Source organism: Janthinobacterium sp. 67 (genome assembly GCF_002797895.1).
In the GTDB taxonomy this organism is placed as follows: domain Bacteria; phylum Pseudomonadota; class Gammaproteobacteria; order Burkholderiales; family Burkholderiaceae_D; genus Janthinobacterium.
The window spans coordinates 1,483,364-1,509,644 of sequence record NZ_PGES01000001.1; the positions used below are offsets into that span (position 1 = coordinate 1,483,364).

Annotated in this window: 20 protein-coding genes; 7 read left to right on the plus strand and 13 right to left on the minus strand. The window is 64.4% G+C overall.

The features are described 5' to 3' along the window. Positions 1-19 precede the first annotated feature (19 nt). Entirely contained in the window at positions 20-2,782 is a 2,763-nt protein-coding gene (locus CLU90_RS06715; protein ID WP_100427478.1) for a bifunctional diguanylate cyclase/phosphodiesterase, read from the minus strand. A gap of 157 nt (positions 2,783-2,939) precedes the next feature. Between CLU90_RS06715 and CLU90_RS06720 the strand changes: the two genes are divergently transcribed. After that, the gene (locus tag CLU90_RS06720; RefSeq protein WP_100427479.1) at positions 2,940-3,914 is read left to right on the plus strand and encodes a thymidylate synthase; all 975 of its coding nucleotides are present in this window, start codon (positions 2,940-2,942) and stop codon (positions 3,912-3,914) included. After that, positions 3,914-4,957 carry an SMI1/KNR4 family protein gene (locus CLU90_RS06725; protein ID WP_100427480.1) on the plus strand — a complete coding sequence of 348 codons (1,044 nt, stop codon included), beginning with the start codon at positions 3,914-3,916 and terminating at the stop codon, positions 4,955-4,957. Before CLU90_RS06720 ends, CLU90_RS06725 begins: the two co-directional genes overlap by 1 nt. Here CLU90_RS06725 and CLU90_RS06730 read toward each other — a convergent pair. The 4 genes from CLU90_RS06730 to CLU90_RS06745 form a co-directional block, all read right to left on the minus strand. After that, complete coding sequence (locus CLU90_RS06730) at positions 4,954-7,224, minus strand: outer membrane beta-barrel family protein (protein WP_100427481.1); 2,271 nt, start codon at positions 7,222-7,224, stop codon at positions 4,954-4,956. The two genes, CLU90_RS06725 and CLU90_RS06730, sit on opposite strands and share 4 nt — an antisense overlap. A gap of 182 nt (positions 7,225-7,406) precedes the next feature. Next, complete coding sequence (locus CLU90_RS06735) at positions 7,407-8,732, minus strand: VWA domain-containing protein (protein ID WP_100427482.1); 1,326 nt, start codon at positions 8,730-8,732, stop codon at positions 7,407-7,409. A 9-nt stretch (positions 8,733-8,741) separates the two neighbouring features. Further along, positions 8,742-9,995 (minus strand): TerD family protein, encoded by a 1,254-nt coding sequence (locus tag CLU90_RS06740; RefSeq protein WP_100427483.1) that lies wholly within the window; start codon positions 9,993-9,995, stop codon positions 8,742-8,744. 76 nt (positions 9,996-10,071) lie between these two features. Further along, positions 10,072-10,647, minus strand: a complete 576-nt coding sequence (locus CLU90_RS06745) for a TerD family protein (RefSeq protein ID WP_076571516.1) — start codon at positions 10,645-10,647, stop codon at positions 10,072-10,074. 220 nt (positions 10,648-10,867) lie between these two features. Here CLU90_RS06745 and CLU90_RS06750 point away from each other — a divergent pair, with 220 nt between their 5' ends. From CLU90_RS06750 to CLU90_RS06765, 4 genes are all read left to right on the plus strand, one after another. Continuing rightward, on the plus strand, positions 10,868-11,638 hold the full coding sequence (locus tag CLU90_RS06750) for an alpha/beta fold hydrolase (protein ID WP_100429390.1): 771 nt from the start codon (positions 10,868-10,870) through the stop codon (positions 11,636-11,638). Continuing rightward, on the plus strand, positions 11,635-12,120 hold the full coding sequence (locus tag CLU90_RS06755; RefSeq protein ID WP_092709273.1) for a dihydrofolate reductase: 486 nt from the start codon (positions 11,635-11,637) through the stop codon (positions 12,118-12,120). The genes CLU90_RS06750 and CLU90_RS06755 overlap by 4 nt, the downstream gene beginning before the upstream one ends. A gap of 239 nt (positions 12,121-12,359) precedes the next feature. Next, positions 12,360-14,624: an arginine/lysine/ornithine decarboxylase gene (locus CLU90_RS06760; protein WP_034755510.1), complete on the plus strand. Its 2,265-nt coding sequence runs from the start codon at positions 12,360-12,362 to the stop codon at positions 14,622-14,624. Positions 14,625-14,788: 164 nt separating this feature from the next. Further along, a complete protein-coding gene (locus CLU90_RS06765; protein WP_232731102.1) occupies positions 14,789-16,186 on the plus strand; it encodes a sigma-54-dependent transcriptional regulator in 1,398 nt (465 codons plus the stop codon). A gap of 6 nt (positions 16,187-16,192) precedes the next feature. On the opposite strand, the gene CLU90_RS06770 is transcribed toward CLU90_RS06765, so the two are convergent. The 8 genes from CLU90_RS06770 to CLU90_RS06805 all read right to left on the minus strand — a co-directional run bounded on the left by CLU90_RS06770 (position 16,193) and on the right by CLU90_RS06805 (position 24,048). Further along, the gene (locus tag CLU90_RS06770) at positions 16,193-16,567 is read right to left on the minus strand and encodes a hypothetical protein (protein WP_157808759.1); all 375 of its coding nucleotides are present in this window, start codon (positions 16,565-16,567) and stop codon (positions 16,193-16,195) included. Between the two features lie 20 nt (positions 16,568-16,587). Continuing rightward, a complete protein-coding gene (locus CLU90_RS06775) occupies positions 16,588-17,250 on the minus strand; it encodes a hypothetical protein (protein WP_100427485.1) in 663 nt (220 codons plus the stop codon). 21 nt (positions 17,251-17,271) lie between these two features. Beyond that, entirely contained in the window at positions 17,272-18,120 is an 849-nt protein-coding gene (locus CLU90_RS06780) for a GIY-YIG nuclease family protein (RefSeq protein WP_100427486.1), read from the minus strand. After that, the gene (locus tag CLU90_RS06785) at positions 18,104-19,132 is read right to left on the minus strand and encodes an aminotransferase class I/II-fold pyridoxal phosphate-dependent enzyme (protein WP_100427487.1); all 1,029 of its coding nucleotides are present in this window, start codon (positions 19,130-19,132) and stop codon (positions 18,104-18,106) included. The genes CLU90_RS06780 and CLU90_RS06785 overlap by 17 nt, the downstream gene beginning before the upstream one ends. 20 nt (positions 19,133-19,152) lie before the next feature. Then, entirely contained in the window at positions 19,153-21,327 is a 2,175-nt protein-coding gene (locus CLU90_RS06790; protein ID WP_092709289.1) for a hypothetical protein, read from the minus strand. Further along, positions 21,324-22,673 carry a hypothetical protein gene (locus CLU90_RS06795; protein WP_092709292.1) on the minus strand — a complete coding sequence of 450 codons (1,350 nt, stop codon included), beginning with the start codon at positions 22,671-22,673 and terminating at the stop codon, positions 21,324-21,326. The genes CLU90_RS06790 and CLU90_RS06795 overlap by 4 nt, the downstream gene beginning before the upstream one ends. Before the next feature lie 4 nt (positions 22,674-22,677). After that, entirely contained in the window at positions 22,678-23,418 is a 741-nt protein-coding gene (locus CLU90_RS06800; RefSeq protein WP_092709295.1) for a hypothetical protein, read from the minus strand. A gap of 63 nt (positions 23,419-23,481) precedes the next feature. Continuing rightward, on the minus strand, positions 23,482-24,048 hold the full coding sequence (locus CLU90_RS06805) for a hypothetical protein (RefSeq protein ID WP_157808760.1): 567 nt from the start codon (positions 24,046-24,048) through the stop codon (positions 23,482-23,484). A gap of 420 nt (positions 24,049-24,468) precedes the next feature. Between CLU90_RS06805 and CLU90_RS06810 the strand changes: the two genes are divergently transcribed. Next, complete coding sequence (locus CLU90_RS06810) at positions 24,469-26,274, plus strand: DUF1800 domain-containing protein (RefSeq protein ID WP_100427489.1); 1,806 nt, start codon at positions 24,469-24,471, stop codon at positions 26,272-26,274. Positions 26,275-26,281 lie beyond the last annotated feature (7 nt).

Here is a 26,281-nt window from a genome sequence, read left to right on the forward strand (position 1 = left end):
TCTCGCTGAATACGGCGTTCTACAGGGCCAGCGCAGGGGCTGGAAGCGGTATCAGAAAGCGCTGATGCATCAGCGCCAGCATCTGTTCGGCAGGCACGGGACGCGAGATGAAATAGCCCTGCACTTCATTGCATTGCAGCGCGCGCAGGATGTCGAGCTGCTCGCGCGTCTCCACCCCTTCGGCCACCACGCTCATGCCCAGCGCATGGGCCATCGACAGGATGGCGCGCACGAACACTTCGCCCTGCTCCGAGCGGCCCAGCTCCATGGTGAAGGCGCGGTCGATCTTCAAGCCATCCATGGCGAACTTCTGCAGCTGCGACAGCGAAGAATAACCGGTGCCGAAATCGTCGACCAGCAGGCGCACGCCCAGCGCGCGGATGGCCGACAGCTGCTCCACGGCGCGGTTCTGTTCATCCATCATGGCCGATTCCGTGATTTCCACCTCGATCAGGCGCGCATCGATGCGGTGGCGCGCCAGCGCGGATGCCAGCACCTGGTGCACGTCGCCACGGCCGAACTGGCGCGCCGACACGTTGATCGATACGGGCACCAGTTCCAGTCCGCTCGCCTGCCAGCGCGCCATCTGCAGGCACACCTTTTCGATGACGACTTCGCCCAGCTGCGAAATCAGGCCGCTGCTCTCGGCCACGGGGATGAATTCCAGGGGCGGCACCATGCCATGCTGCGGATGGTGCCAGCGCACGAGCGCCTCCATGCTGCACAGCTGCCCGCTCATGGCGTCGACGCGCGGCTGGTAGACGACGAGGAACTGGTCCTGCTCCAGCGCCGCCACCAGGCTTTGCTCGAGTTCGCGGCGGTTGCGGATGGTTTCGAACAATTCGGGCTGGAAGAAACGGTGGTGGCCCTTGCCCGCCACCTTGACGGCATACATGGCGATGTCGGCATTCTTCAGCAGCACTTCCGTTTCGGCGCCATCGCGCGGATACAGGCTGATGCCGATCGAGGCGCCCATCTTGTGCCGCTCGCTGCCCAGGTAAAACGGTTCGTCGAAGGCGATGGCGATGCGCTGCGCCACCTGCTCGGCGCGGCTGTCGTCCTCCACGGGGTCGAGCACGACGACGAATTCGTCGCCGCCCAGGCGCACCACGTGGTCGCCCGGCCGCAGCACCGCCTTCAGACGCAGGGAGGCGGCGCGCAGCACCTTGTCGCCCTCGGCGTGGCCCTGCGTGTCGTTGATATCCTTGAAGCCGTCGAGGTCGATGAACAGCAGCGCCAGCATGTGGCGCGCGATAGCGGCGCGCCCCAGGGCGCCTGGCAGGAATTGCTGCAGCCAGTAGCGGTTGGGCAAGCCCGTCAAGCCATCTTCATTGGCCAGGCGGCGCAAGTCGCGCTCGTGCTCCTTGGCCGTGCTGATGTCTTGCAGGGTGACGGCCAGGCGGTCGCCGCTGCGCACCACGCGCCGGCGTATCCAGCGCAGCTTGAAGGGGTTGCCTTCCGGCAGTTCGATCTCTTCCTCGGAGAAGCCGGAAACCATGGCGGCCCGGTAATTATGGATCAGGTCGCGGAAATACGGCTCATGGGCGCGCGACTGCAGCCGCATGCCCAGCAATTGTTCGCGCCGCACGCCAAAGTAGCCGGCGCCCGGCTCGTTGCAATCGACCATCTCGAAATCGAGGATGCTGCCGTCCAGACCGCGCAGGGCGGCAATGATATAAAAGCCGTCGTTCGTGCCTTCGGTGGCCATGCGGTAGGCGTTGCGCACGCCTTCGGACTGGTGGTGGCGCCACGCCAGGCGCAGCGACAGCATGGTGGCGATGGCGGCAAAGGCCAGCAACAGCATGGTGACGGCCAGGGCGATGCCGATATAGATGGTGCGCGTTTCCTCGTAGGGATGCAGCATTTCGCCATCCGACAGGCCCACCACGGCCGTAAACGGATAGGCTTTCAGCGCCTGCCAGCCCACGTAGCGGCTTTGCTTGTCGGAAAAAGCAATCCGGCCGCCCGAATGCAGGGCGCCGCTCTCCGTTTCCAGGAAGCTCGTGTCGAGGAAGGGCGTGCCCCGGCCGCCATGGACGGGCAGGACGCGCGACCCGAGGCGCATGCTGAACAGCTCGCCCTCCTCGCCCACCATGGCGGACATGCCAAGCTTGCCGAAGTTGACGCTGTCGTAGAATTCGGAAAAATAGCTGGAGTGGATGGAGATGAGCAGCACGCCGTCGAAATTGCCGTCCTCGTCTTCCAGCCGGCGCGTGAAATGCACGAGGCTTTCGTCGGTACCGGGCGCCGTGGCCGCATCGTCCGCGTTGGCCGCATTGGCCCTCCCCAGCGCGATGCGCAGGGCGCTGGAATTGCTGCGCCAGTGGCGCAGCAGGAAATCGCTGCGCTCGTTGACCCGCAGGCGCTGCAGCGGCGCCGTGGCCGTGACGGGATGGCCCTTGCGGTCGAGGATGGCGACGATGGCAAATTGCGGCAAGGCATACATGCCCTGCATCTTCAATTGGTCGAGCCGCAGCTGGCCGCGCGAATTTTCCCACTCATACTTGAGCTGCAAGGTCAGCTGGTCCATCTGCTCGAGCGTGCGCAGCAGATACTGGCCATACGCCTTCGACAGCGAAGACACGCTGTCGAGCGCCTGCTGCTGCGCCACCTTCTTTTCCGCTTCCAGTTGCAGCAAGGTGGCCGTCCACAGCACGGCGCACAGCACCAGTCCCAGCAAGGGCCAGGCGAGGATCAGGCGCAAGTTGGCCTTGAGAAAATCGGCCCTGCTCATCTCCACCACGGCGCCGTTATTATTATTTATAAATTGTCGCAAGAACATCGTCCAGCATCTGCCGTTTCTGTGTATTTCTTTAAGGACACACAAATTACCACAGAGTCATGTTTGCAGGTGAGGCGACAGCGTAATTATGTGCGTGGCCCGCAGCCCGCCTGTCGCGCCTGCGTTACAATCACCATCCTTACCGTTGGAGAAATACATGCAGCAATATCAAGATTTGATCAAGACCGTGCTCGAAACGGGCAGCTGGCAAGACAACCGCACGGGCATCCGCACCCTGAGCGTGCCGGGTGCCATGATGCGTTTTGACTTGGCCAACGGCAACTTCCCTGCCGTGACGACCAAGAAACTGGCTTTCAAATCCGTGATCGGCGAACTGTGCGCCTTCCTGCGCGCCTCGCGCAACGCGGCCGAATTCCGCACGCTGGGCTGTAAGGTATGGGACCAGAACGCCAATGAAAACGCGCAATGGCTGGCCAACCCCTACCGCGAAGGCGAGGATGACCTCGGCCCCGTGTACGGCGTGCAATGGCGCCAATGGCCCGCCTATAAACTGCTGGACGCCGCCCAGCCCGCGCAGATCGCCGACGCGCAAGCGAACGGTTTTACCTTGGTTGCCCCCATCGTCGAAGACGGCGTGCAAAAAGTACTGTTGTACAAGGCCGTCGACCAGCTGCGTGAATGCCTGGACACCATCATGACCAATCCCGGCAGCCGCCGCATCCTGTTCCACGGCTGGAACCCGGCCGTGCTGGACGCCGTCGCCCTGCCCGCCTGCCACTTGCTGTACCAGTTCATCCCGAATGCCAGCACGCGCGAAATCTCGCTGTGCTTATATGTACGCAGCAACGATATCGGCCTGGGCACGCCATTCAACATCGCCGAAGGCGCGGCCCTGCTGCACCTGGTGGCACGCCTGACGGGCTACACGCCGCGCTGGTTCACCTATTTCATCGGCGACGCGCACATCTATGAAAACCACCTCGACATGGTGGAAGAGCAACTGAAGCGCACGCCCTTCCCGGCGCCGCGCTTCGTCATTTCCGAGCGCGTGCCCGATTACGCCAAGACGGGCAAGTACGAGCCGGAATGGCTGGAAAAGATCGAGCCGTCGGACTTCTCGCTGGAAGGCTATGAACACCATGCGCCGATCAAGGCGGCGATGGCCGTCTGATGGCCGTCGCACCACTGGCAGCGCTGCACCGCAAGCTGTTTGACGAAACGGACGGCAGCAAGTTCGCACGGCTGAAAGAACGGCTGCTGAAAAAGCATGCCGCGGACGAGCGGCTGGCCGTGCTCGATATCCTGATGGCGTATGCGCGCGATGGGCAACTGCTGCACTGGCGCACCTTTCTAATGAGCGATATCGTGCATCTGGTGGAAGGCAGTCAACATGCGGCCTTTTTCTCCTGGGCACTGGAGCAGCCCACACTGGCGTACTGGGGCGTGGATGGCTTGCTGAAAAGTACAGGCGTGGACGCGTATGCGCCCTTGGTGGCTCTGGCAGCGTCGAGCGCCACCAGCCTGGAAGTGCGCGCCAAGGCGATCAAAAGCCTGGCCATGTTCAGCCGCCAGCCGTTTGACCAGGGTTTGCCGTCCGATCCCGGCCACTGGAAGACAGAGCAGTTGCGACTAGGCGCCGTACTGGCCTGGCAAGCGGACGGCTACCCTGACGGCGCAGGCTACAAGGCGCCCGCCACGCATTACACGCTGACCCAGCCGCTTTCGCGCCTGGAAATTGCAGCCACTTTCCTGGAACGAAAACTGGCGCTGCAGCGCCAGCGCAAACAGGACCTGGCGCAACCGTCGAACTGGCTGACGGTCGCCAGCGCCGAGGACATGGCCGAGATCGACGCGCACTGGGTATTGCCGGAGATATATCGCCGCTTCCTGGAATGGTATTCGCCGCTGCGCGTGCATGTCGACGGCAAGCGCTTCCCGCAGGGCCTGCATCTGTACGGGGCGGCCGAGCTGGTGAAGGCCCAGCACGGTTACTCCGTCCATGCCGTGCACCATCACCAAATCGCGGCCTGGCCACCGAAGCTGGTGGTGATTGCCGATGCGGGCGGCGACCCGTACTGCGTGCACCTGGACGAAAGAAGCATCGACGGCGACTTGCCCGTGTACCGCGCCGAACATGGCACTGGCGAGTGGCGCTTCGAGCTCCATACGGACGATTTCATCGACTTCCTGCACCAGATCGCGCTGGCGGCCTAGCCTGCTTCGCCTCCCGGCCCGCCAGGGCCGGGACCGCCTGGTCCGCGTCCGCCAGGCGGACCGAAGCGTGGCTCACGATCACCCTCCTTCGCCGCCGACGTGGCGCCGCCCAGGCGGTACGACAGCCCCACATAAATCATGCGTCCGTCGAAGCGCCGCGTGCTCGTCTCGCGCAGGGACGCGCTGTTGATGACGGTTTCCATCTTGTTGCTGCTGAATACATCCGTCACATTCATGACCAGGCTCAGCTGCGGTGTCACCGTATGGCGCCAGCTCACATTCAAGGTATTGTTGGGCGAACGGTAACCCTGTCCGGACAGCATCTTGCCCTGCATTTGCAGGGCCAGCTGCAACTGGTTGGCCGCATCGAACTGGTAATTGAGGCGCGCGCGTCCGCTCAGGGCGTTCGCCGTGCGCGTGCTGAGCTTGCCCAGGTCGTCGGAACTCGTCTGCTGGCTGCGCGCCAGGTTGCCGCTCGTGTTCAATGTCAAGGATGGCGTGAGCTTGCCGCTGACGCTGAACTCCAGGCCGCTCGAATGGCTGCCTTCGCCGTTCTGGCGCGTGGTCAGGAGCACATTGTCGCTGATAAAGTAGCGGTAATCGACGATGGCGTCCGTGTCGCGCCGGTGGTAGGCGCGCAAGCTGCTTTCTAGGCCCGCGATCTTCGTTTCATAGCCGATCTCGAAGGAATCCGTCTGCGTGGGTTTCAGCTTCGGGTTGCCGGCCGACACATTGAATTCGTCGCGATAGATCACGTAAGGGTTCAGGTCACCCGCATTCGGGCGGCGGATGCGGTGCGCATAGCTGAAGCGCACATTGCTCTCGTCGCTGACTTTATAAGTGGCGAACAGGCTGGGAATGTAGTTGACGTAGTTGTTGCCGGCCTCGACATTGCTGGTGATCTGGCGCACGTTCAAGTCCGTGTATTCGGCCCGCAAGCCGGCCAGCGCGCCCCAGCGCTCTGTCAGGCGCATCTGGTAGGAGCCGTACAGCGCGATGGTGCGCTCGTCGAGTTCGAAGCGGTTGCTGCGCATGGGATTGACGATTTCCGCCAGGCTGCCCGGATTGATGTCCGTATATAAGGTGTCGAAACTGCTCTTGTTGTCGGCCACCTTGTAGCCGAGCTTGGCCGTGCCGCCCGCCAGCGGGCGCTCGTAGTCGCCGCTGAAGTCGACGATGCGGTTGCCCGTCTCGCTGTGCTGGCGCGCGCGGCTATCGAAGGTGTTGACGGGCGCCACCGCGTAGGTATTGGCGTAATCGCTGTCGCTCTCGTTGGTCGACGAGGACACGCGCAAGTCGATCTTGAGGGTTTCGCCCGGCAATTCGCCCTTGTGGTCGTAGCGCGCGCCCCAGCTGGTGTTGCGGCTGTCGCCATTGCGCACGGTGCTGCGCACATAGTCGCCGATGGTGCTGCCCGTGCTGTCGCCATTGATGTAGCGGTCAAGCGAACGCTGGTCGTTGCTGCGGCCGTTATACGACACGCTGGCGGCCAGGGTGTCAGTGGCGTTCAGGTTGTAATTGACGGTGCCGTGCAAGCCCAGCGAGTCGTTCAAGCCGTTGTTGGTGGATTGCTGGCTGCTGGGGGCGAATGCTCCCGTGCCGCGTTCCAGGCGCTCGCGGCTGACCTCGCCCACGGAATTGCGGCCGTCGTGGCGTACATTGATGCCGCCCTGGTAGCCCCACGGACCTTCGTTGTAGCTGCCGGACACGGAACTGTTGTAGCGCCCCGCGATGCCCGCATTTGCGTTGACGGTGGCAAAGCCGCCCGGCTTGCGGTTGCGGCGCATGACCAGGTTCAGGATAGGGCCGCCACCGGCTTCATTGCCGAACTGGGCGCCGGGATTGTTGATCACTTCCACGGATTCGATGTCGTCGGCCGCCATGGCGTTCAGGGTGGCGCCGCGCGCATCGCCCTGCAGCATGGCCGACGGCTTGCCATCGATCAATATCTGCACATTGCTGCTGCCGCGCAGGGACACGGAACCATCGGGATCGACGGCCACGGACGGCACATTGTTGAGCGCATCGGCCGCCGTGCCGTTGCTGCTGCCCACGTCGGACTTGACGTCGTAGACTTGCCGGTCGATACGGCCCGTGGGACGCTCGGCCGTCACGCTGACGGAAGGCGGCGCGTCGGCGGCCGGCGCCTTGGCCGATGCTGGCGCGGGTTTGACGACGGTATCGCCAGGGACAGTTTGCGCCTGGACAGCGGTGCCGGAGACGAGCAGGCTGCTACCCGCCAGGCAATGAAAAAAGAGTTTGTGCATTTGCTTAAAAAAATAATGGAGACGCTACGGATGAGGCGCTACGCCGCGGCGTGAGGGCACATGTGTGGGCACAGTTCCAGCATGCCACGACTCCATTACGCAAAGCAAATGCGAACCATTGTTATTTACTTCAATTTACAAATCTCTTGCGCTTGTGGCATTACAGCCTCATCCGATGACCGCTACCGCAGCAAGCCCTTGCCGCGCGCCAGCTTCAGCCAGCCCGGATATTCCGTCATCAACAAGTCATACAGCTCCGCGTCGCTGTGCTCGTCGGGCGAGCTGACGGAAAAGTAATTGGCGTTGTCGACCAGGCGTCCCTGCAATTCGTCGAGCTTTTCCAGAAACGGGAAGTCGGAATCGGCAAAGGCGGCGAGGAACTTGCTTTTCGATTTGCGTCCCTTGCCGATGCCCATGAATTGCCAGAAGATGGCTTCATTGCTGGCCCAGCGCAGCTGCTTCTCCGTCGTTGCCTGGTCGCTCGTGCCGCCATCGGTGACGAACATCACGTAGACGGGCAGCTCGGCCGCGACGGGCCGCGTGCGCTCGCCGCCGGCCTTGTCGGGAAAATAAAACGCGCGGATTGCCTGCATGGCGGCGCCATAACGCGTATCGCCTTCGAGCGGATGGCGCTGTATGGCCTGGCCCACGTAGGTATTGCAGTTGCTCAAGGCCATGGGCGCCGGATGGTGGACGTTCTTGCCGAACAGGAAAACGTCGATCTCGCCATCGTCATCGAACTTGCAGCCCAGGGCCAGGATGCGCTCGGCAAAGCGCTGCACCAGCCCCTCTTTATACAGCCGCCCCATGGAGCCGGAAATATCGAGGCACAGACACACCTTGGCGCGGTGATCAAGCAGCCCCACTTTTTGCAGGGACACGCCCGCCTGCTTGACGAGGCTGACCAGTTGCGGCGCTTCCCGTTCCACGCGCTTTTCCAGGTTGATCTTCGCCTGCATGACGGCCGAAGCCGCCGTCGGGGCGCTCTGCTCGACTTCGCCGCCGAAATGGCGCACGAGCGCATCGAGTCCGCCATTGAAACCTTGTCCCACGGCCATGCAGCGCCAGCCGCCATCCTTGCGGTAGATCTCTGCCAGCATGACGGCTTTTTCCTGTGCGAAATCACTGCCTGCAAAGGCAAAGCGGGCCAGTTCGCGTCCGCCCGCCTGCAGGCGCACGTGGCCAGACTGCAGCTGCGACATCACGCCACCGCCATCGATGGACGCCGTCACGACGAGGCGGTCTATGCCGGCCGGCAAGCGCGCCAGTTGCAAGGCAAACTCGGCCGCATCGCCCCCGCTGCCGGCACGCGCTTCCACGCCGCCGCACGGCGTGCGCGGCTGGTTGAAAAAAGTCATGTAGCGTTCGTCGGACAGTTTGCCGGCCGCATCGAGGCCGAAACAGGCCACGTCGAGCGCCAGCCCCTGCGCGGCCACGCCGACCTGCAGCACGCCGTCGGGAACGAGATTGGCCAGCGGCAAGCGCTGTCCCTTGGACAAGGTTTCCATCAGTATCTCCTAGGCGATGTAGCGGCGCGGATTGTCCGCATTGCAGTCATCCTCGTCTTCCTTGTCCTCGCCCTTGAAGACGACGGGACCGTTGAAGGCCAGCTGCAGGCTGTCGCCCTGCCAGCTCAGCCACGGTGTCGCCTCGCTGCCCGGCTCCGACGTCTTGCCGGACGGTTCGAGGATGATGCTGTCGGGCGTGATGCGCGCCATGCCGATCACGTACGTATAGACGGTGTCGTCGTCGGCTGCCTTGGACAGGCGGAAGTCGAATGCGCACTCGACGATCTGCTCGCCATATTGCATGACCATCTTCGGCCGCATGGAGGCGACCGAGACGGCGCCATTGGCCACCGCCGAATACACGCTGAAGACGAGACCCACCGTGCCGCCGTAATGCTGCGCCAGCGCGGGATTGACTTCCACCGTTTCCGTGGCGGGCTCCTTGCCTGCCGCGCCCGCCACGTCGCCCAGGTGGCGCACATAGGGCATGGCATCGAAGCTGCCTGCCGTGTCCGGCGCCTGGATGAAGCGCATCTGGCCGTTCGGCAAGAGGATGCCGACTCTTAAATCGAGGTCGTCGTTGTCGTCGTCGCCATCGCCGTTATCGACCCAGCTGGCCTTGACGGTGAGTTTTTTCGGCGCCCCCGCGCCCTTCTCCAGCGACACCTTGTGCGTCTGGCCCGCCTTGGTGAGCGAGATTTTGGACAGGGAAATCTTGGGTGGCGGCGCCGCTTCCGCTGCCGCCTGCGCCACCTCGCCGCCGAAATGGACAACCAGGGCGTCGAGGCCGCCATTGAAACCCTGGCCCACGGCCATGAAGCGCCAGCCGCCGTCCTTGCGGTAGAACTCGCCCAGCATGACGGCTCTTTCCTGCGCAAAATCGGCGCCCGCATACGTGTAGCGGGCTAGCTCGCGCCCGCCGTTGAGCAGCCGTAGATGGCCGCTGCCCAGCTGCGCCATCGTGGCGTCGCCATCGATGGCGGCCGTGACGACCAGGCGCTCAATCGAGGCAGGCAAACGGTCGAGCTGATAGCTGAAACCGGCCGCGTCGCCGGACGGCGCCGAAGTTTCCACGCCGCCGCATGGCGTGCGCGGCTGGTTGAAGAAGGTCATGTAGCGGTCGTCGGACAATTTGCCGCTGGCGTCGAGGCCGAAACAGGCAAAATCCAGCGCCACGCCGGCGCTGGCCAGGCCCAGTTGCACGATATTGCCCGTGACGAGGCCGGACAGCGCCAGGCGCTGCCCCTTGATCAGGTTTTCCATGGAGTCAGGGAGAAAGATGGGAGAGACAGAACCGGGCGGCGGTGCCACCCGGTACATTTACGCAAACAACTGGTTGTTAAGCATTAATACCGAACGAGCGGGCCAGAGGACCCAGGCCGCCCTTGAAACCCTGGCCGATGGCCTTGAATTTCCATTCGCTGCCGGCGCGGTAGATTTCGCCGAAGATCATGGCCGCTTCCGTCGAGCCGTCTTCCGACAGGTCGTAGCGGGCGATTTCCGCGCCGTTGTCGCCGTTCAGGCAGCGGATGTAGGCCTTGCCCACCATGCCGAAATTCTGCTTGCGGTTTTCCGCGTCGTGGATGGTGACGGCCACGGCGATCTTGTCGATGTCGGCCGGCACGTTGGCCAGGTCGACGGCGATTTTCTCGTCATCGCCATCGCCGCCGCCCGTCGTGTTGTCGCCCGCGTGGACGATGGAGCCGTCGGCCGACTTCAGGTTATTGTAAAAAATGAAATCGGCATCGGAACGGGCCTTGCCATCCGTTTTCAGCAGGAAGGCGCTGCCGTCCAGGTCGAAAGCGGCGCCATCGGTGGCGCGCGGGTCCCAGCCCAGGCCAATCACGATTTTCTTCAAGCCAGGAGCTTCCTTGCTCAGGTTGACATTGCCGCCTTTTTGCAAACTGATCGCCATGGTTTTCCTCTTTAATGTGGGGGTTGCATTCGGTGTTACAGCTCAGGTCGCCGGTACCCCGGCGCGATGAGCCATGAGCCTACCATAAAGTTCCTGCTTGCCAGCCGCGCACTATTGAAAATAATGCCATACCAAAATACCATGCCGCTGCCCCGATGCGCAAAATGACGGATAATGCCGCTCGATAAAAATTTTCACCATCGTGTACCCAGGCTTGTACTTGAACAATACCAAAATACGCCTCGACTGCATCCCCGGCACCCTGTGCGACGAGCGCCTGTGGTCGCGCCTGGCCCCTGCCCTGGGCGGCGCCTTTGATCTGCGGCACGTGCCCCTGCATCAGGCGCGTTCGCGCCCGCAGATGCAGGCACTGATCGCCAGCCACAGCGCCCAACAGGCCCATCTGGTGGGCTTTTCGCTGGGCGCCTATCTGGCGCTCGAACACGCGCTGGCGCACCCACAGCGCATCCAGTCCCTCACTTTGATCGCCAATTCGGCCCAAGGTTTGCTGCCGGCGGAAATAAGCGCGCGCCAACGCATCGTCGCCATGCTCGAGCGCAATACCTATGCGGGCATCACGCGCCAGCGCCTGCGCGAACTGCTGCACCCGTCGCACCTGGACGATGCGTCGATCACGGATCTGATCCGGCAGATGGGGCTGGACCTGGGCAAGGACGTGCTGCTGGCGCAATTCATCACCACCATAGACCGCCCGGACCTGATGGCGCGCTTGCCGGAACTCGATGTTCCCGTGCTGATCGTGGGCGCGGAAGACGACAAGCTCGTCAATCCCGACGACCTGCGCGCCATGGCGGAGCGCCTGCCGCAAGCCACCTTGCACTTACTGAAAGGCAACACCGGCCACATGATCCCCTTGGAAGCGCTGGGACCGCTGGCCGGCGCGCTGCGCGCGCATTTGGAAGCATTCGGCAATTTCAACGATAATGGCGGGCATCGGGCCTCGCCCCCACCACTTTCACCGAACCCATGAGCCATTTGACCATCATCGTCGCCACCGACCAGCAAGGCGGCATCGGCATCGACAACACCCTGCCGTGGAAACTGCCGGAAGACCTGGCCCACTTCAAGCGTTTGACGACGGGCCACCCCATCATCATGGGCCGCAAGACCTTCGATTCCATCGGTCGTCCGCTGCCGAACCGCCGCAACATCGTCGTCACGCGCAACCCGGACTGGCGCCATGAGGGCGTGGAAGCCGTGTCGTCGGTGGAAGCGGCCATCGCCCTGCTCGACGGCGACCAGGGCTACGTCATCGGCGGCGCGGAAATCTACCAGCAGGCATTGCCCCTGACACAGCGTTTGATCATCACGGAAATCGGCCAGACCTTCGACTGCGACGCATTCTTCCCCGCCGTTGACCATGCCGTGTGGCAAGAAACCGCGCGCGTAGCCCATGTTTCGGAGAAATCCGGCCTGCCGTACGCCTTTGTCACGCTGGAACGCAAAGCCTGATAAGGTTGAGAGTGATGAGCAGAATGTTGCTGTAATACCCCTGTCACACCCATGCGTCACGCTAGCGCAAGCTTGTGATGCCTTGGGGTGATATTTTTTTCCCGCAGACGCCGCATTTCTGCGAGAATCCCGTTCTTATTTTTTTTCTGCGGCTGCCGGTTTGTATTACCGCTTGGCTGTCGCGCCCTAGTCCGCCCCTTCACATTTGTCAGGGGCGGCTTGCTTTTTTGGAGACATGCATGAAATTTCGTTTCCCTATCGTCATCATTGACGAGGATTTCCGTTCTGAAAATACGTCCGGCCTGGGCATTCGCGCCCTTGCCGCCGCAATGGAAAAAGAAGGCATGGAAGTGCTGGGCGTGACCAGCTACGGCGATTTGTCGCAATTTGCCCAGCAACAATCGCGCGCGTCGGCCTTCGTGCTGTCGATCGACGATGAAGAATTCGGCGGCGGTTCCATCGAGGAAACCGACCACGCCTTGAAATCGCTGCGCGCCTTCGTCGAGGAAATCCGCTACAAGAACGCCGACATCCCCATTTATCTGTACGGCGAAACGCGCACCTCGCGTCATATCCCCAACGATATCCTGCGCGAACTGCATGGTTTCATCCACATGTTCGAAGATACGCCGGAATTCGTCGCGCGCCACATCATCCGCGAAGCGAAATCCTACCTGGACGGCCTGTCGCCGCCATTCTTCCGCGCGCTGGTGCACTACGCCAACGACGGTTCCTACTCGTGGCACTGCCCCGGACACTCGGGCGGCGTGGCGTTCCTCAAATCCCCGATCGGCCAGATGTTCCACCAGTTCTTCGGTGAAAACATGCTGCGCGCCGACGTCTGCAACGCCGTCGAAGAACTGGGCCAGCTGCTCGACCATACGGGTCCTGTGGCCGCGTCCGAGCGCAATGCGGCGCGCATCTTCAATGCCGACCATTGCTATTTCGTCACCAACGGCACGTCGACCTCGAACAAGATGGTGTGGCACTCGACTGTGGCGCCAGGCGACATCGTCGTCGTCGACCGCAATTGCCACAAGTCGATCTTGCATTCGATCATCATGTGCGGCGCCATTCCCGTGTTCCTGATGCCGACGCGCAATCACCTGGGCATCATCGGCCCTATCCCGCTGCATGAGTTCACGCCGGAAAGCATTGCCCGCAAGATCGAGGCCAATCCGTTCGCGCGCGAAGCGAAGAACAAGAAGCCGCGCATTCTGACCATCACGCAATCGACCTACGATGGCGTGATCTACAACGTGGAAACCCTGCGTGAAATGCTGGACGGCAAGATCGACACCCTGCACTTCGATGAAGCATGGCTGCCGCACGCCACCTTCCACGATTTCTACAAGAATATGCACGCCATCGGCAAGGACCGTCCGCGCGCCAAGGAATCGATGATCTTCTCGACCCAGTCCACGCACAAATTGCTGGCCGGCCTGTCGCAGGCTTCGCAAATCCTCGTGCGCGAATCGGACACGGTCAAGCTGGACCAGGACGCCTTCAACGAGGCTTACCTGATGCACACCTCGACGTCGCCGCAGTATTCCATCATCGCCTCGTGCGACGTGGCCGCGGCCATGATGGAAGCGCCGGGCGGCACGGCCCTGGTGGAAGAATCGATCATGGAAGCGCTCGATTTCCGCCGCGCCATGAAGAAGATCGACCAGGAATGGGGCCAGGACTGGTGGTTCCAGGTGTGGGGTCCGTCCAGCTTCAACGACGAAGGCATGGGCCAGCAGGAAGACTGGATGATACGCGCCGAGGACGACTGGCACGGCTTCGGCGACCTGGCTCCCGGCTTCAACATGCTCGACCCGATCAAGGCGACCATCGTCAACCCGGGCCTGTCGCTGGACGGCCAGTTCGGCGACACGGGCATCCCCGCGTCCATCGTCACCAAATACCTGGCCGAGCACGGCGTCATCATTGAAAAATGCGGCCTGTACTCCTTCTTCATCATGTTTACCATCGGCATCACCAAGGGCCGCTGGAACACCCTGCTGACCGCGCTGCAGCAGTTCAAGGACGACTACGACAAGAACCAGCCGATGTGGCGCATCCTGCCGGAATTCGCGGCGGCCAATCCACGCTACGAAAAAATGGGCTTGCGCGACCTGTGCCAGCAAATCCACGATTTCTACAAGGCCTACGACGTGGCGCGTCTGACGACGGAAATGTATCTGTCGGACATGATCCCGGCCATGAAGCCGTCGGACGCCTTCGCCAAAATGGCGCACCGCGAAATCGAGCGCGTGGCCATCGACGAACTGGAAGGCCGCATCACGTCCATCCTGCTGACGCCGTATCCACCGGGCATTCCACTCTTGATCCCGGGCGAACGCTTCAACAAGACCATCGTCGACTACCTGCGCTTCGCGCGCGACTTCAACGAGCGCTTCCCGGGCTTCGAGACGGATGTGCATGGTCTCGTGAAACGCGAAGTCGATGGCAAGCGCGGATACTTTGTTGATTGCGTGAAATTGGATGAGAACGTCTAAAGACGTTGACGTTCGTTAAAAACAGTTAATGCGACTTAACGCCGCCTGATGCAAATCAGGCGGCGTTTTTCATTGCGGCCTACCGCGCACGCTTGCGCCAGATCAAACGGCCGGGGTATCGGACTCCTAAGATGGGCCACTCGTGCCCTCGTGATGGCTGGCATATGACGCTCAAGGTGTGGCTGGAAATCATGCAGCAGGCGGCGGCTGGCAGTGGCGCCTTGCTGATGACGGCCTTGAAGCAGGCTCAGGTAACTATAGCCAGGCGGCACGATGGCGAGGTGGACGCAGCAGGCATCGTGCTGTTTGGCGAGGCCGATGCCGCGCTGCTGCAAGCGCTGCCGGCGCTATGCCACCATGCCCGCGTGCTGGCCATTGCCGCCTGCGGCCTGCCTCCCAGCTGCGCGCAACAGCGCGCCCTGCTGGCGGCCGGAGCGCTCGATGTGCTGCCGTGGCCGGCGGGCAGCATCGATGCGGGCCAGGTGCTGGCGCGCCTGCAGCGCTGGCAAGCCGTGGCGCAGCTGCTGGCGTCCGGCGCCGTGCGCCAGCAACTGGTGGGCGACAGCGCGGCCTGGACCGCCTTGCTGCACCAGGTGGTGGAAATGGCCGCCTTCAGCCAGGCGTCGATACTGATCACGGGCGAGACGGGCACGGGCAAGGATTTGCTGGCGCAACTGGTCCACCGCCTCGGCAACTGCAGAGGCGACTTCACCATCCTCGACTGCGCCACCCTATCGCCGGAACTGGCGGGCAGCGAACTGTTCGGCCATGAACGGGGCGCGTTTACGGGCGCGGCGGCGGCGCGCGACGGCGCGTTCGCCCTGGCCGACGGCGGCGTGCTCTTCCTCGATGAAGTGGGTGAACTGCCGCTGCCGCTGCAGGCGCAGCTGCTGCGCGCCATCCAGGAGCGTAAATACAAGCGCGTGGGCGGCAATACCTGGCAACCGACCCAGTTTCGCCTCGTCTGCGCCACCAACCGAGAACTGGAGCACGAAGTGGCGCGCGGCGCCTTCCGCGCCGACCTGTATTACCGCATCGCCGGCTGGCGTTGCCAGACACCGCCCCTGCGCGAGCGCCAGGACGACATCCTGCCGCTGGCCCGGCATTTCCTTGCCGAGCTGGCGCAGCGCCCTCCCCCTCCAATGGACGCGGCCGTGCGCGAATACCTGCTGCTGCGCGACTATCCGGGCAATGTGCGCGAACTGCGCCAGACGGTCACGCGCATCTGGCACCGCCATTGCGGCCCCGGCCCCATCACCATCGGCGCCCTGCCGCCCGACGAACGGCTGCTGGCGCCGCTCTGGCCCGACCAGCACTTCGAAGCGGCCGTGCGGCGGGCTCTGGCCCAGGGCTGCAAGCTGTCGCACATCACGCGCTGCGCCACCGACACGGCCATCCGCCTCGCGCTGGCCGAGGAACACGGCAACAACCAGCGCGCCGCCGCCCGCCTGGGCGTGAGCGACCGCGCCCTGCAGATACGCCGTAAGGCGGCCGCCTGCGCGGAGCAAGCCGCTACGGCCGCGAATATTGCCACTGGCGCGACACCGCCAGCCGCCCTTTGATCTGCCTCACGCCAGCCCCGCCAGCCGCAGAAAATTGCCGCCCGTGATCAGCGCCACATCGAGCGGCGGCAAGCCCAGCAAATGAATCTTGCACAATTCCAGCCCCGGATGCAGCCACGGACCGTCCGAGCCGAACAGGACCTTGTGCGGCCCCGCGCGGCGCGCGGCCTGCTGCAGCAAGTCGTAGCGGCGCACGCCCAAGCTGTCCGTATGGATATTCGGGTGGCGCACAAGGTGGTCGATCAGCGCCAGCAATTCGGCCGCGGCCACCTCCCCAGCCGGGTCGTACGGCACGGGCACGCCGAAGAAGCGCGCCGCACCGCACACTGCGCCGCTGATGCGCGCGTCAAGCCGTCGCCGGGACCCGCATGACAGTGGCAATCGATGATCATGTGGCCGCGCTATTGCCAGTCGCCCATGACGACGATGCGGTTGCCGCGCCGGCGCCAGCGCCCGCTTTCCTCTTCCTGCTGCGGCGCCGGCGAGCGAAAATGCGGCAATTGCTGGTGCAGGGCCCGCGTCAGCGCGCTTTCCACGGCGCGCGCGCTGCCATCGCTGTAGCCCGCCAGGCGCGCCGCCTGCCCCGCGATGCGCACGAAACGGCGCGCCAGTTCCAGTTCGCGGTCGGCCGCCCCCCCGCTCTCCGCCTCGCTCTCCATCTCCAGTTCCAGCGCATTGCTGGCCGCGCGCCCCAGGGCCGAGCCGAGCGCCATGCCCACGCCCGGTATCGGGATCATCGAACCGAGGGCGCCGCCGACAAAGGGCAAGGCCGTCCTGGCCACGGCCTTCAAGGCGCCGCCCAGGGGCTTGGCCACCTTGGCGATGCCCGAGCCCACTTTCCTGACACCCTTCCACACGCTCTTGAAGACATTGCCGAGAAATTGTTCCAGTTCCTCTTCGCTGGACACTTCCAGCAATTCCATGGCCAGCTGCAGCTCTTCCTCTTCGCTGAAGACGGCCGGCAGACGGTCCTTGCCGGGCCAGTCCTGGCCGAATTCCAGCACCTCAAACGCGGCGCCGGCCCGCTGCCGGCATTGCGCGCATGCGCAGTCGAGTTGGTGCATGATGGTCTCCTTCACGGTAGCCTAGGTCCACATTTCGCCGAGCACGGCCAGTTCCAGCTCACGCCGCTGGTTGGTCAGTACGCCGCGCTGCTTGGTGAACATGTCGTCGTGGATACGCCGCTCGATGCGGCGCCGCTGCGCCTCCGAGGACAGGGGCGCCACGTACACCTGGTGCGTGCTCAGGTCGACGCCCATCATCTGGCCGCACAGCCGGTGCTGCAACAGGCGCCGGTGCAGATCGTCCGTCTGGCCGCTGTAGGCGCGGCGGCGTCCGCCCGCATCGAATTCGATCACGTACAGGCCCGGTCCCCGGCCATGCGGATCGCGCAAGGCCGTGGCGAGCGTCCCCAGCGCCTGGTAGCGCAAGGCGGCCGCTTCCGGCACCCGCCCCAGGGTGCCGGCCAGGGTCGGCGGGACTTCGCCCTGTTGCCGGTCATCGTCCTGCCCCGGATCTGTCCCCTGGTCCAAGCCCTGGTCCAGGCCCTGCTGGTCGTCGAAGGCCGGTTCCGGCACGGCATAGACGGGCCGATAGATGGCCGGGTAGACGGGCGCATAGCCGCCCCAGCCCCGATAGCGCGGCGGCAGATAAGGCAGGAGCGGCGGCACGGGACGCGGGGGACGGCGTGCCGGATTCGCCTGGTAGCGGGGCGGCATCGGGCGGCGCGGGCCGCGCAGCGGTGGCCGCGCGCGCACGACGCCGCCATAACGCCCGCTGCCGGGGCGCGAGCGCTCGCCTTCCCACTCCGACTCGGACTCAAATTCGAGTTCGCCCTCCTGTCCCCATTCTTTCTCCTGCTCCTGTTCCCACTCGTATTCGCCCGCCGCCCCCGCCTGCCCCGCAAAGGGCAGCATTTCAAACGTGTCGTTCATATCGCCTCCTCGTATGATGTTCAAGCAAGTCCATCGCGCGCTCCAGTTGCCCGGACATCTGGTCCGCCCGCAGCAGAAAAGTCAGCGCGCCGGGACCTTCGCCCGCTTGCGCCAGCGCCAGCACGCCCGCCGCGCGCAAGGCTGGCTGCAAATGGGCGCGCCCGGGCAAACGTTGCACGGGGAAGCCGCCGCCCCGGCAAGCGATGCCGGCCTCCGCCATCCCCGTCCGCCATTGCGCCACCCTGTCCGCCAGCCTGGCGCGCAGGGTATCGCCATGGCGCGCATTGAGCGCCAGCGCCCGCCGCGCCGCCGCCAGCACGGCGGCCGAAGGCGGACTGGCATGCACGCGCGTCTGGCTGTGCGCCGCGAAGCGCCGCAACAGGGTGCGGCTGCCGGCCAGCACGGCCAGCGGCACGCCGAAGCCCTTGGCCAGCGAGGCGCCGATGATCAGCGCTTCCCCGTGCAAGCCATGCAGCCGCGCCGAGCCGCCGCCCTGCGTACCCGTCACGCCCAGTACCTGCGTGTCGTCGAGCAGCAGATAGCCGCCGCCCTGCTGCGCCAGGGCCGCATAGCAGGCCAGCGGCAAGACCTGTTCGCTGCCCGGCACATAGCCATCGGCCAGTATCAACGGACGCCGCCCTTGCCTGCCCCAGGCCGCCACCAACTGCCGCAGCGCCGCCATCTCGCCGCTGGGAAACAATCGCAGCGGCAAGCCCAGCGCCTGCGCCCGCTCGGCGCCCCAACGCGCGATGGCGTAGCTGCCGCCATCGACGAGGATCACCAGCGGCTCGGCAGCGAGCATGCCGAACAGGTCCCAGAACAAATGCAAGGTCGACGGCAGCACGCAGGCCGCCTCGCAGCCTTGCAGGGCAGCCAGCTCCGCGGCCAGCGCTTGCGCGCCGGGCGGCTCGCGCAGCGCGGCCGGCTGGCCCAGGGTCAGGCTGCTCCACGGCGCCAGCGAGGCCGCCGGATGGCGCATGCCCAGGTAGAGGGCACTGGTAAAGTCGAGCATGCGCGCGCCCCGCTCCCGCCCTAGACGCTGCGCAGCTGCTGGCTCAGGCGCTGGCGCAGCAATACCGAGGGCATCGTCGCTTCGACCACCGGGTCGCTGCTGTCGACGGACAGGTCCACCCCGGTGGCGGCGCGGTAGCCGTGGATATAGCCCTGCACTTGCGGGCGCCAGAAGCGCGCCCAGTTGAAGGCCTGGGTCGGCTCGTAAATGTCGCTCCAGTTGCCGTAGCGCACGGAGAGCAGCAATTGCTCGCCAAAGATGGCCAGGTTACGGAAGTGCATCACGCTCGTATCCGTCCAGCCCTGCAATTTCTTCATGGCGTCGACCCTGTCCATCCACGGTTCCGGATACGCCACCATCACGCGCGTGGGCAAGAATTCACGGAATTCGGGGCGCGCCAGCATCCATTGCTGCATCAGCATTTCGATGCGCGCCGTCGACGGCAAGTCGCCGAACTGGTTGTGGGCGCCCTGCGACAGGATCAGGTGGATTTCTTTCAAGGCATTGAGCACGGGGAAGGCGTCGGCCTTCACGGTGGTATCGTCATCCTGCTTGTAGAACGAAGTCAGCAGGCGCAGCAAGTGGTGGAAGGCCTCCAGGAATTTGGAGCGGCTATCGGCTGGCCGGAAGTGCTGCACTGCCTTGCCGTCCAGGCGCACACCGTAGTGATGGTCATACTCATAGTTCCGGCGCATCACGGTCAGCCGATGCTGTTCATCCTGCGTGTATCCCCAGAGTAAATTATTCAGCGGACGCAGCATGTCGATTTCCGTGTTCGACAAGGGATCGAGATGGTGGCCCGGCGCGCGCAGGTTCTGGAAGCGTTGCGCGATGGCGTTCATGGTTTGCACGAGCATGCCCTCTTCGTGCCAGTACGACCAGATCAGTTCCAGCAGGCAGGGATTGGCCAGCTTTTCCTGGATGATGCCAAAGCACAGGTCCACTTCGCCTTCCTGGCCGCGCGGGATGCTGATGGGAATGTCGGGCAGCTTGCGGCGGATCACGGCCAAATACGGCAAGGTCTGGAAGCCGTCGATGTTTTCCAGGTAGTCATTGCGCAGCACGGTTTCCAGGTCGCGCCCCTGGGGGATGTCGCGCCGGTCCAGGTAGGCATTGTCCTCGGCCGGATTGAAGGCCAGCGGCTGGTTCAACACGCCGCAGTTGACCATCACGAACGCTTCCGTCGCCACTTTCAGCACGCGGTAGGAATCGGCATCGGAAAACGGCAGCGCGCGGCGCTGCTTGAGCTGCTGGAACATCTCCGTCTTTTTCACGAAGCGTTCCTGCTCGAAGCCGCGCACGCTGGCCAGGTCGCCGCAAAACAGGCTGTCCATGAAATGCAGGTAATTCGTAAACGACATCGCCTCGGTGCTGTTGCGTATCAAGGTCCACAGCGGCAAGTCTTCCGTCGGCTCCGTTTCCGTGCGCGTCAGCGAGACGCCGACATTGCCCGAGATGGGCTGCGGCTGGCGCTCTTCCGTCTCGTATTCCGCATCCAGCGCCAGCATGGCGTTCGGACTCAGCCCTTCCGGCACGGGCAAGGCGCTGCGCAGTTCGGAGCGCTGCGACAGCATCATCTGCCCCAGGAAACGGTGCACGCCGGCGCGCCGCACTTGTGTGGCAAACGCGTTTGCCGCGCCGCGCACGGGCACCCATGGCGCGGCGGCCAGCACCTGCACCTGGTCGCGCCCATCGGCGCTTTGATCGCCGTCAAACGAGACGGTGGCCACGGCGCGGTCGCCCACCCTGCCGAAATGGCAGTCGCTGGGTTGGCAATCGGCCGTTTCGAACGCCAGCGTCACTTGCGGGTTGATCTGTGGCTGGAAGCACAGCACGGCGCTGCAGCCGGCCTGCACCGTCACGCACTGGGGCGCCGTGACGGGGAAATTGCCATACACCCCCACGTAGCTGCCCGCCGCCAGGTCGGCAAACACGGTGCCGCCATGCCCATCCGTCCAGCGCACACCCACCAGCATGGCGGGATCGGGCACCCAGGTGGCGGCATTGAACAGATGGCAATCGGCATCCATGCCCCGGTACAGGCTGATGGCGGCATTGACGACCATGGCCCCGCTGTCCTGCTCGTGCACGGTGACTGCGATGCTGCCGCCATGGTGTTTCGTGCCCGCCTGGCCCGCCCCCCCGCTCCTGCTGCCCATCTTTCCACCCATTTTGCTGCTCATCTTGCTGCTCATGTCATTCTCCTCAATGGATAATCAAACGGCCTGCCGGACTGGCGGCCATGCCGCACGACATCGGCACACAGCTCCGACGTGTCCAGGGTGCTGCGCAGGGCCCAGTGGGTCAGCAAACGTCCCAGCAGCTCGCTTTCATCTTCCGGGCTCAAGGTGCCGCTGGCGCGCGCCTGGCCCAGCACGGCAAATACCAGGGTCGGCGCGGCCTGGTACATCTGCGCCGGCGCCAGGGTCCAGCTGCGAAACAGCTGCGCCAGCATGGCCGGCTGGCGTGTCTGCACGGCCATGGCTTCGACCAGCGAGCCGCCGCGCAAGGCAGGCGGCCGGTGCTGCGCCAGCAGGCCGACCAGGGCCGCCATGCTGGCCTGCAACTGCTCCAGCAGCCGCTGCTGCCCCGCAGGCAGCCCGGCCAGCGGGTAGTAGGATAGCCACAGCTGTTCTAGCCGGCTCCATTGCGGATGCGGATACAGGGCCCGCCCCATGGCGCAGCTCAGGCGTACCCGCAGCCAGGGCACCGGGTGGGGATCGTCGACATTGAGACGGAAGACGAACACGCGCGGCAGGCTGACGACGCCGATCAGGCCCAAGGTGGCCGCCACGCCGACCCGCGCCAGCGACCAGAAATCGGCCACGATCTCGGAAATCCACCGCTCCCACAGCTGCCACACGTGGACATGGCCGCTGCCGCCGTGCTGCATGGCTTGCAGCACGGGCCGCAGGGACGCCACCAGGTCGAGCAGCGCCGCGCCCTGGTGGCCTACCTCGTGCACGAGCGACGAGGCGATGCTGCTGCCTATCATGCGTTCGCGCGGCAGGCGGATGATGGCGACGGGATTGTCGCCGCCACCGGGCAGGCGCGTGCGCGCGCGGCGGATGGCCGCCCCCGGTCCCCGGTCCAGGTAGCAGATCACGGGCGGCGCCTGGAACACATCGCCGGGCAGCGCAAGCGCGTCGGCGGCGACGATGTCGAGGCCGGCCAGCCACACGCCCGTCTTGTGCTCGCTGCGTTGCGTGATGACTTCGTTGAACAGGTCGAACTGGGTCAGCGCGGCATTGAATTTCAGGCGCAAAAACGTAAAGCGGCGCTGGGCTTCGGCGGCCGTGGCCATGCTGGCGCCGTCGGCGTACTCGCGCCGCAACCACGACTGGAACTGGGTCACCATGCGCCGCAAGGCGCGCCGCCCCTGCACGAGCTGGCTTTCGATGGCCGACTGGGCGCTGGGCATCAGGGCCGCCGCCAGTACCGTCGGCTCGATCAGCGCGAATGGTTCCAGCCGCGCCAGCCGCGTCAGCAGCGAGCGCGCCTCCTGCGCCAGCATCCAGGCAGCGTAAGCGCCGATGGCCATGATGTCAGACGCCGTACAGGACGATTTTGTGACCCTGGCGCGCCCAGCGCCCGCTGGACTGGCGCATGGCGCCCTGGCCCTGGCCCTGGCCGCGTCCGCCCCCCTGCGTCATGCCGCCGCCCACACCGGCACCGCTGCCGCCCTGCGTGGCGACCTGGCTGCCGGCGCGTCCCAGCAGGCCGGGCGCGAACTGGCGCGCCGCCGCGCTGGCGGCCGCCTGGGCGATGGCGCGCGGGTCGCCCGCACCACGCGCCTGGGCGGCGCGGTTGACGGTGTCGGCGGCCAGGCGCACGAACTGCTTGGCACCCTCGAATTCGCGGTCTTCATTCGACGATGATTCCGCTTCCAGTCCCAGCGCATTGCCGGCGGCCGAAGCCAGGCCGCTGCCGATCTTGGCGCCCAGCGGGCCGCCGAAATAGCCGCCGATGGCGCCGCCGGCCAGGGGAATGGCCTTTTTCGCTACGCCCTTGAGCACGCCGCCGATCGCTTGTCCCACGGGCGACTTGATGATGCCGCCCGCCACCGAGGCGGCCTTGCGCAGGAAATTGCCGAGAAACTGTTCCAGTTCCGCTTCATTGCTGACCGACAGCAGTTCATTCGCCAGTTCCATCTCCTCGGCCTCGGAAAACATGGCGTTCGCGCCACCCTCGCCGCTCCACTCGCCCTGGCCAAACTCGAACTGCTCCGCTTCAAAGCCGGACATCTCCTGCCCGTATTCCAGGGTCGTACGATCCAAGTCATGCATGATCAGCTCCTCAAAGTTATCACCTCGGTTGGGACTACCTTGCCGGACAGACTGGCCGTCCGGCTAACAATCGAGCACGACGATGTGCCCGCCTTCGCGGCGCCAGCGGCCACCGTCTCGCCCCGACGTTTGCGCCGCCTGCCTGAGCAAGCCTGGCGCCACGCTGCGTGCCACTTGCAACAGGGCCGTTTCCACCCGCGCCCTCGGTGCGCGGGCGCCCGCGCCGCCGTCCTGCGCCAGCGCCGTATTGACGGCATCGATCAGATGCACGACCTGGCGCGCCAGTTCGAATTCCTTGTCTTCCGGGCTCAGTCCTTCCAGTTCCATGCCGAAGATGCGGGCGGCGCGTCGCTTGAGCGCCTGCGGCGAACCGCCGTGCAGGGGCAGCAGCGGCGCCAACACCTTGCCCAGCAACTGGCGCAGCGGCCCTTCCAGCGGCGTGCCGCGCACTTGCCGGCCCGCCGCCGTGGCGTCCAGCTGGCGTGCCAGGAAAGCGTCGAACTGGGCCGGCGCCTGCAATTCCAGCAACTGTGCCGCCAGCGCCAGCGCATCTTCCTGCTGCAAAGGCAGCACGCCCGGCACTTCCGGCAATTCCATTTCGGGACGATAGGCGAGCAGACGGCTGGTCATGGCAGGCTCCGGCAAGACGACAAGGGAAGGCACGCGGCCCATGCCCTGTTGTCGCAAGGGCCGTGCCAGCACAGGGCCAGGGGCAGGAAGCGGGTCGCGGCGAACGGCGTTTCGCCGATGGCGTAAAAACCATGGTTTCCGGCGAAGCAGTTTTCGCTCTGTCCATGAGCTTTCGAACAAGCTTAATTGGCAGGAATGATTACGTCGTCTATCTGCCACAGTGCGCGCGATCGGCAAAAAAATATTTTTCATTTTCAAAGAATAAAGTTCGGGCTACAGCCCCCAAATCGCTCCCAACGCCATGCCAACGACAGGCAAATAAAAACGTGGCCAACACGTAAATAGTTAATTGAAAACAGGTTTTTGGTAGCTAGGGCCTACAATAAACGGGCTAGAATTTGATTGCCTGAGAGAAACTAAATGACTGACCCTACTTTGCGCCGCTTGCTGGCCATCACATTGTTCAGCCTGCTTTCCGCCTGTGGCGGTGGCGGCGACAGCAACACCGGCTCCGCCCAGACCCCGAACGTCTCGGTCGTGCCGCCAGCGACCGCCGTGCCCGGCGATCCGCAAGCTCCCGGCACCGTCCCGCCTGGCGATACGATTCCACCGCCGCCCCTGACCACGCCTCCAGCCAGCCAGTCGGCCACCTTCACGCCCCGGGAAGCGTCGCGCTTCCTGGGCCGCGCCACGTTCGGAGCGGACATGGCTGCCATCGACGCGCTGGCGGCCAGCGACAGCGATACGTGGTTCCGCGCGCAGTTTTCAAAGCCGCAAACCTTGCACCGAAAATATATCGACGCCAAGTATCCCGCCGCAGGCGCGGCGGCCACCCAGGCCAGGCCGAACGACTTTTATGAGTCGTTCTGGCAGCAGGCCGTGCGCGGCGACGACCAACTGCGCCAGCGCGTGGCCTTTGCCCTGTCGGAAATCTTCGTCGTCTCCACGCAAAACGAGGCCGTGTGGCCGCAGACGCGGGGCGTCGCCAGCTATTACGATATGCTGGGGCAACATGCCTTCGGCAACTTCCGTACCCTGCTGCAAGGCGTAGCCACCCACCCGATGATGGGGCTGTACCTGTCGCACCTGCGCAACCAGAAAGAATCGGCCACGCGCACGCCCGACGAAAATTTCGCGCGCGAAGTCATGCAACTGTTTACCATCGGCCTGTACCAGCTGAATGCGGATGGTTCATTGAAATTGTCCGGCGGCAAACCCATCGACACCTACACGCGCGACGACGTGAGCGGCCTGGCGAAAGTATTTACGGGGTGGAGCTGGGCCGGACCCGACCAGGCCGCGAACCGTTTTTTTGGCAGCGTGGCCGATCCGGACCGCGACTGGCAGCCGATGCAGAACTATGCGGCGTATCACTCCACCAGCGAAAAACGTTTTCTCGGCGTCAGCACGGCGGGCGCGGCAGGCGGCGAAGCGGACATGGCGCTGGCCCTCGACACCCTGTTCAACCATCCGAATACGGGCCCCTTCTTCGGCCGCCAGTTGATCCAGCGCCTCGTCACCAGCAATCCCAGTCCGGCCTATGTAGGCAGGGTCGCGGCCGCCTTCGCCAACAATGGTTCCGGCGTGCGCGGCGACATGCAGGCCGTGATCCGCGCCGTGCTGCTCGATCCCGAGGCACTGGCGCCAGCCGGCAACAGCTTGCGCACGGGCAAACTGCGCGAACCTCTTGTACGTCTGGGTAACTGGATGCGCGCGTTTCACGCCAGGGATGCCGGCTCGCAGTACCGCATCTATTACCTGAGCGATCCGCTGTCGGGACTGGGCCAGAATCCCATGAATGCGCCATCCGTCTTCAACTATTTCCGCCCGTCTTACGTGCCGCCCAATTCGGCGCTGGCGGCGGCGGGCCTGGTGGCGCCGGAAATGCAGATCACGTCGGAACCGTCGGTCACCGGCTACCTGAACTTCATGCAGGACGCCATCAGCGGCGGCGTGGCTGAAAGCAGCGCCGTGAAGGCCGACTACTCGGCCGAACTGGCCCTGGCCGACCAGCCTGCCGCCTTGCTTGACCGGGTCAATTTGCTGCTCATGTCTGGCAATATGTCGGCCCGGCTACGCACCAGGATCCTGTCGGCAGTCACGAGCATCGCCATTCCCGCCACCAGCGGCAGCAATGCCGCGCAAGTGACGAAGGCGAAAACCTACCGCGTGCACCTGGCCATTTTCCTGGCCATGGCCTCGCCTGAATACCTAGTTCAAAAATAAGGAAGCC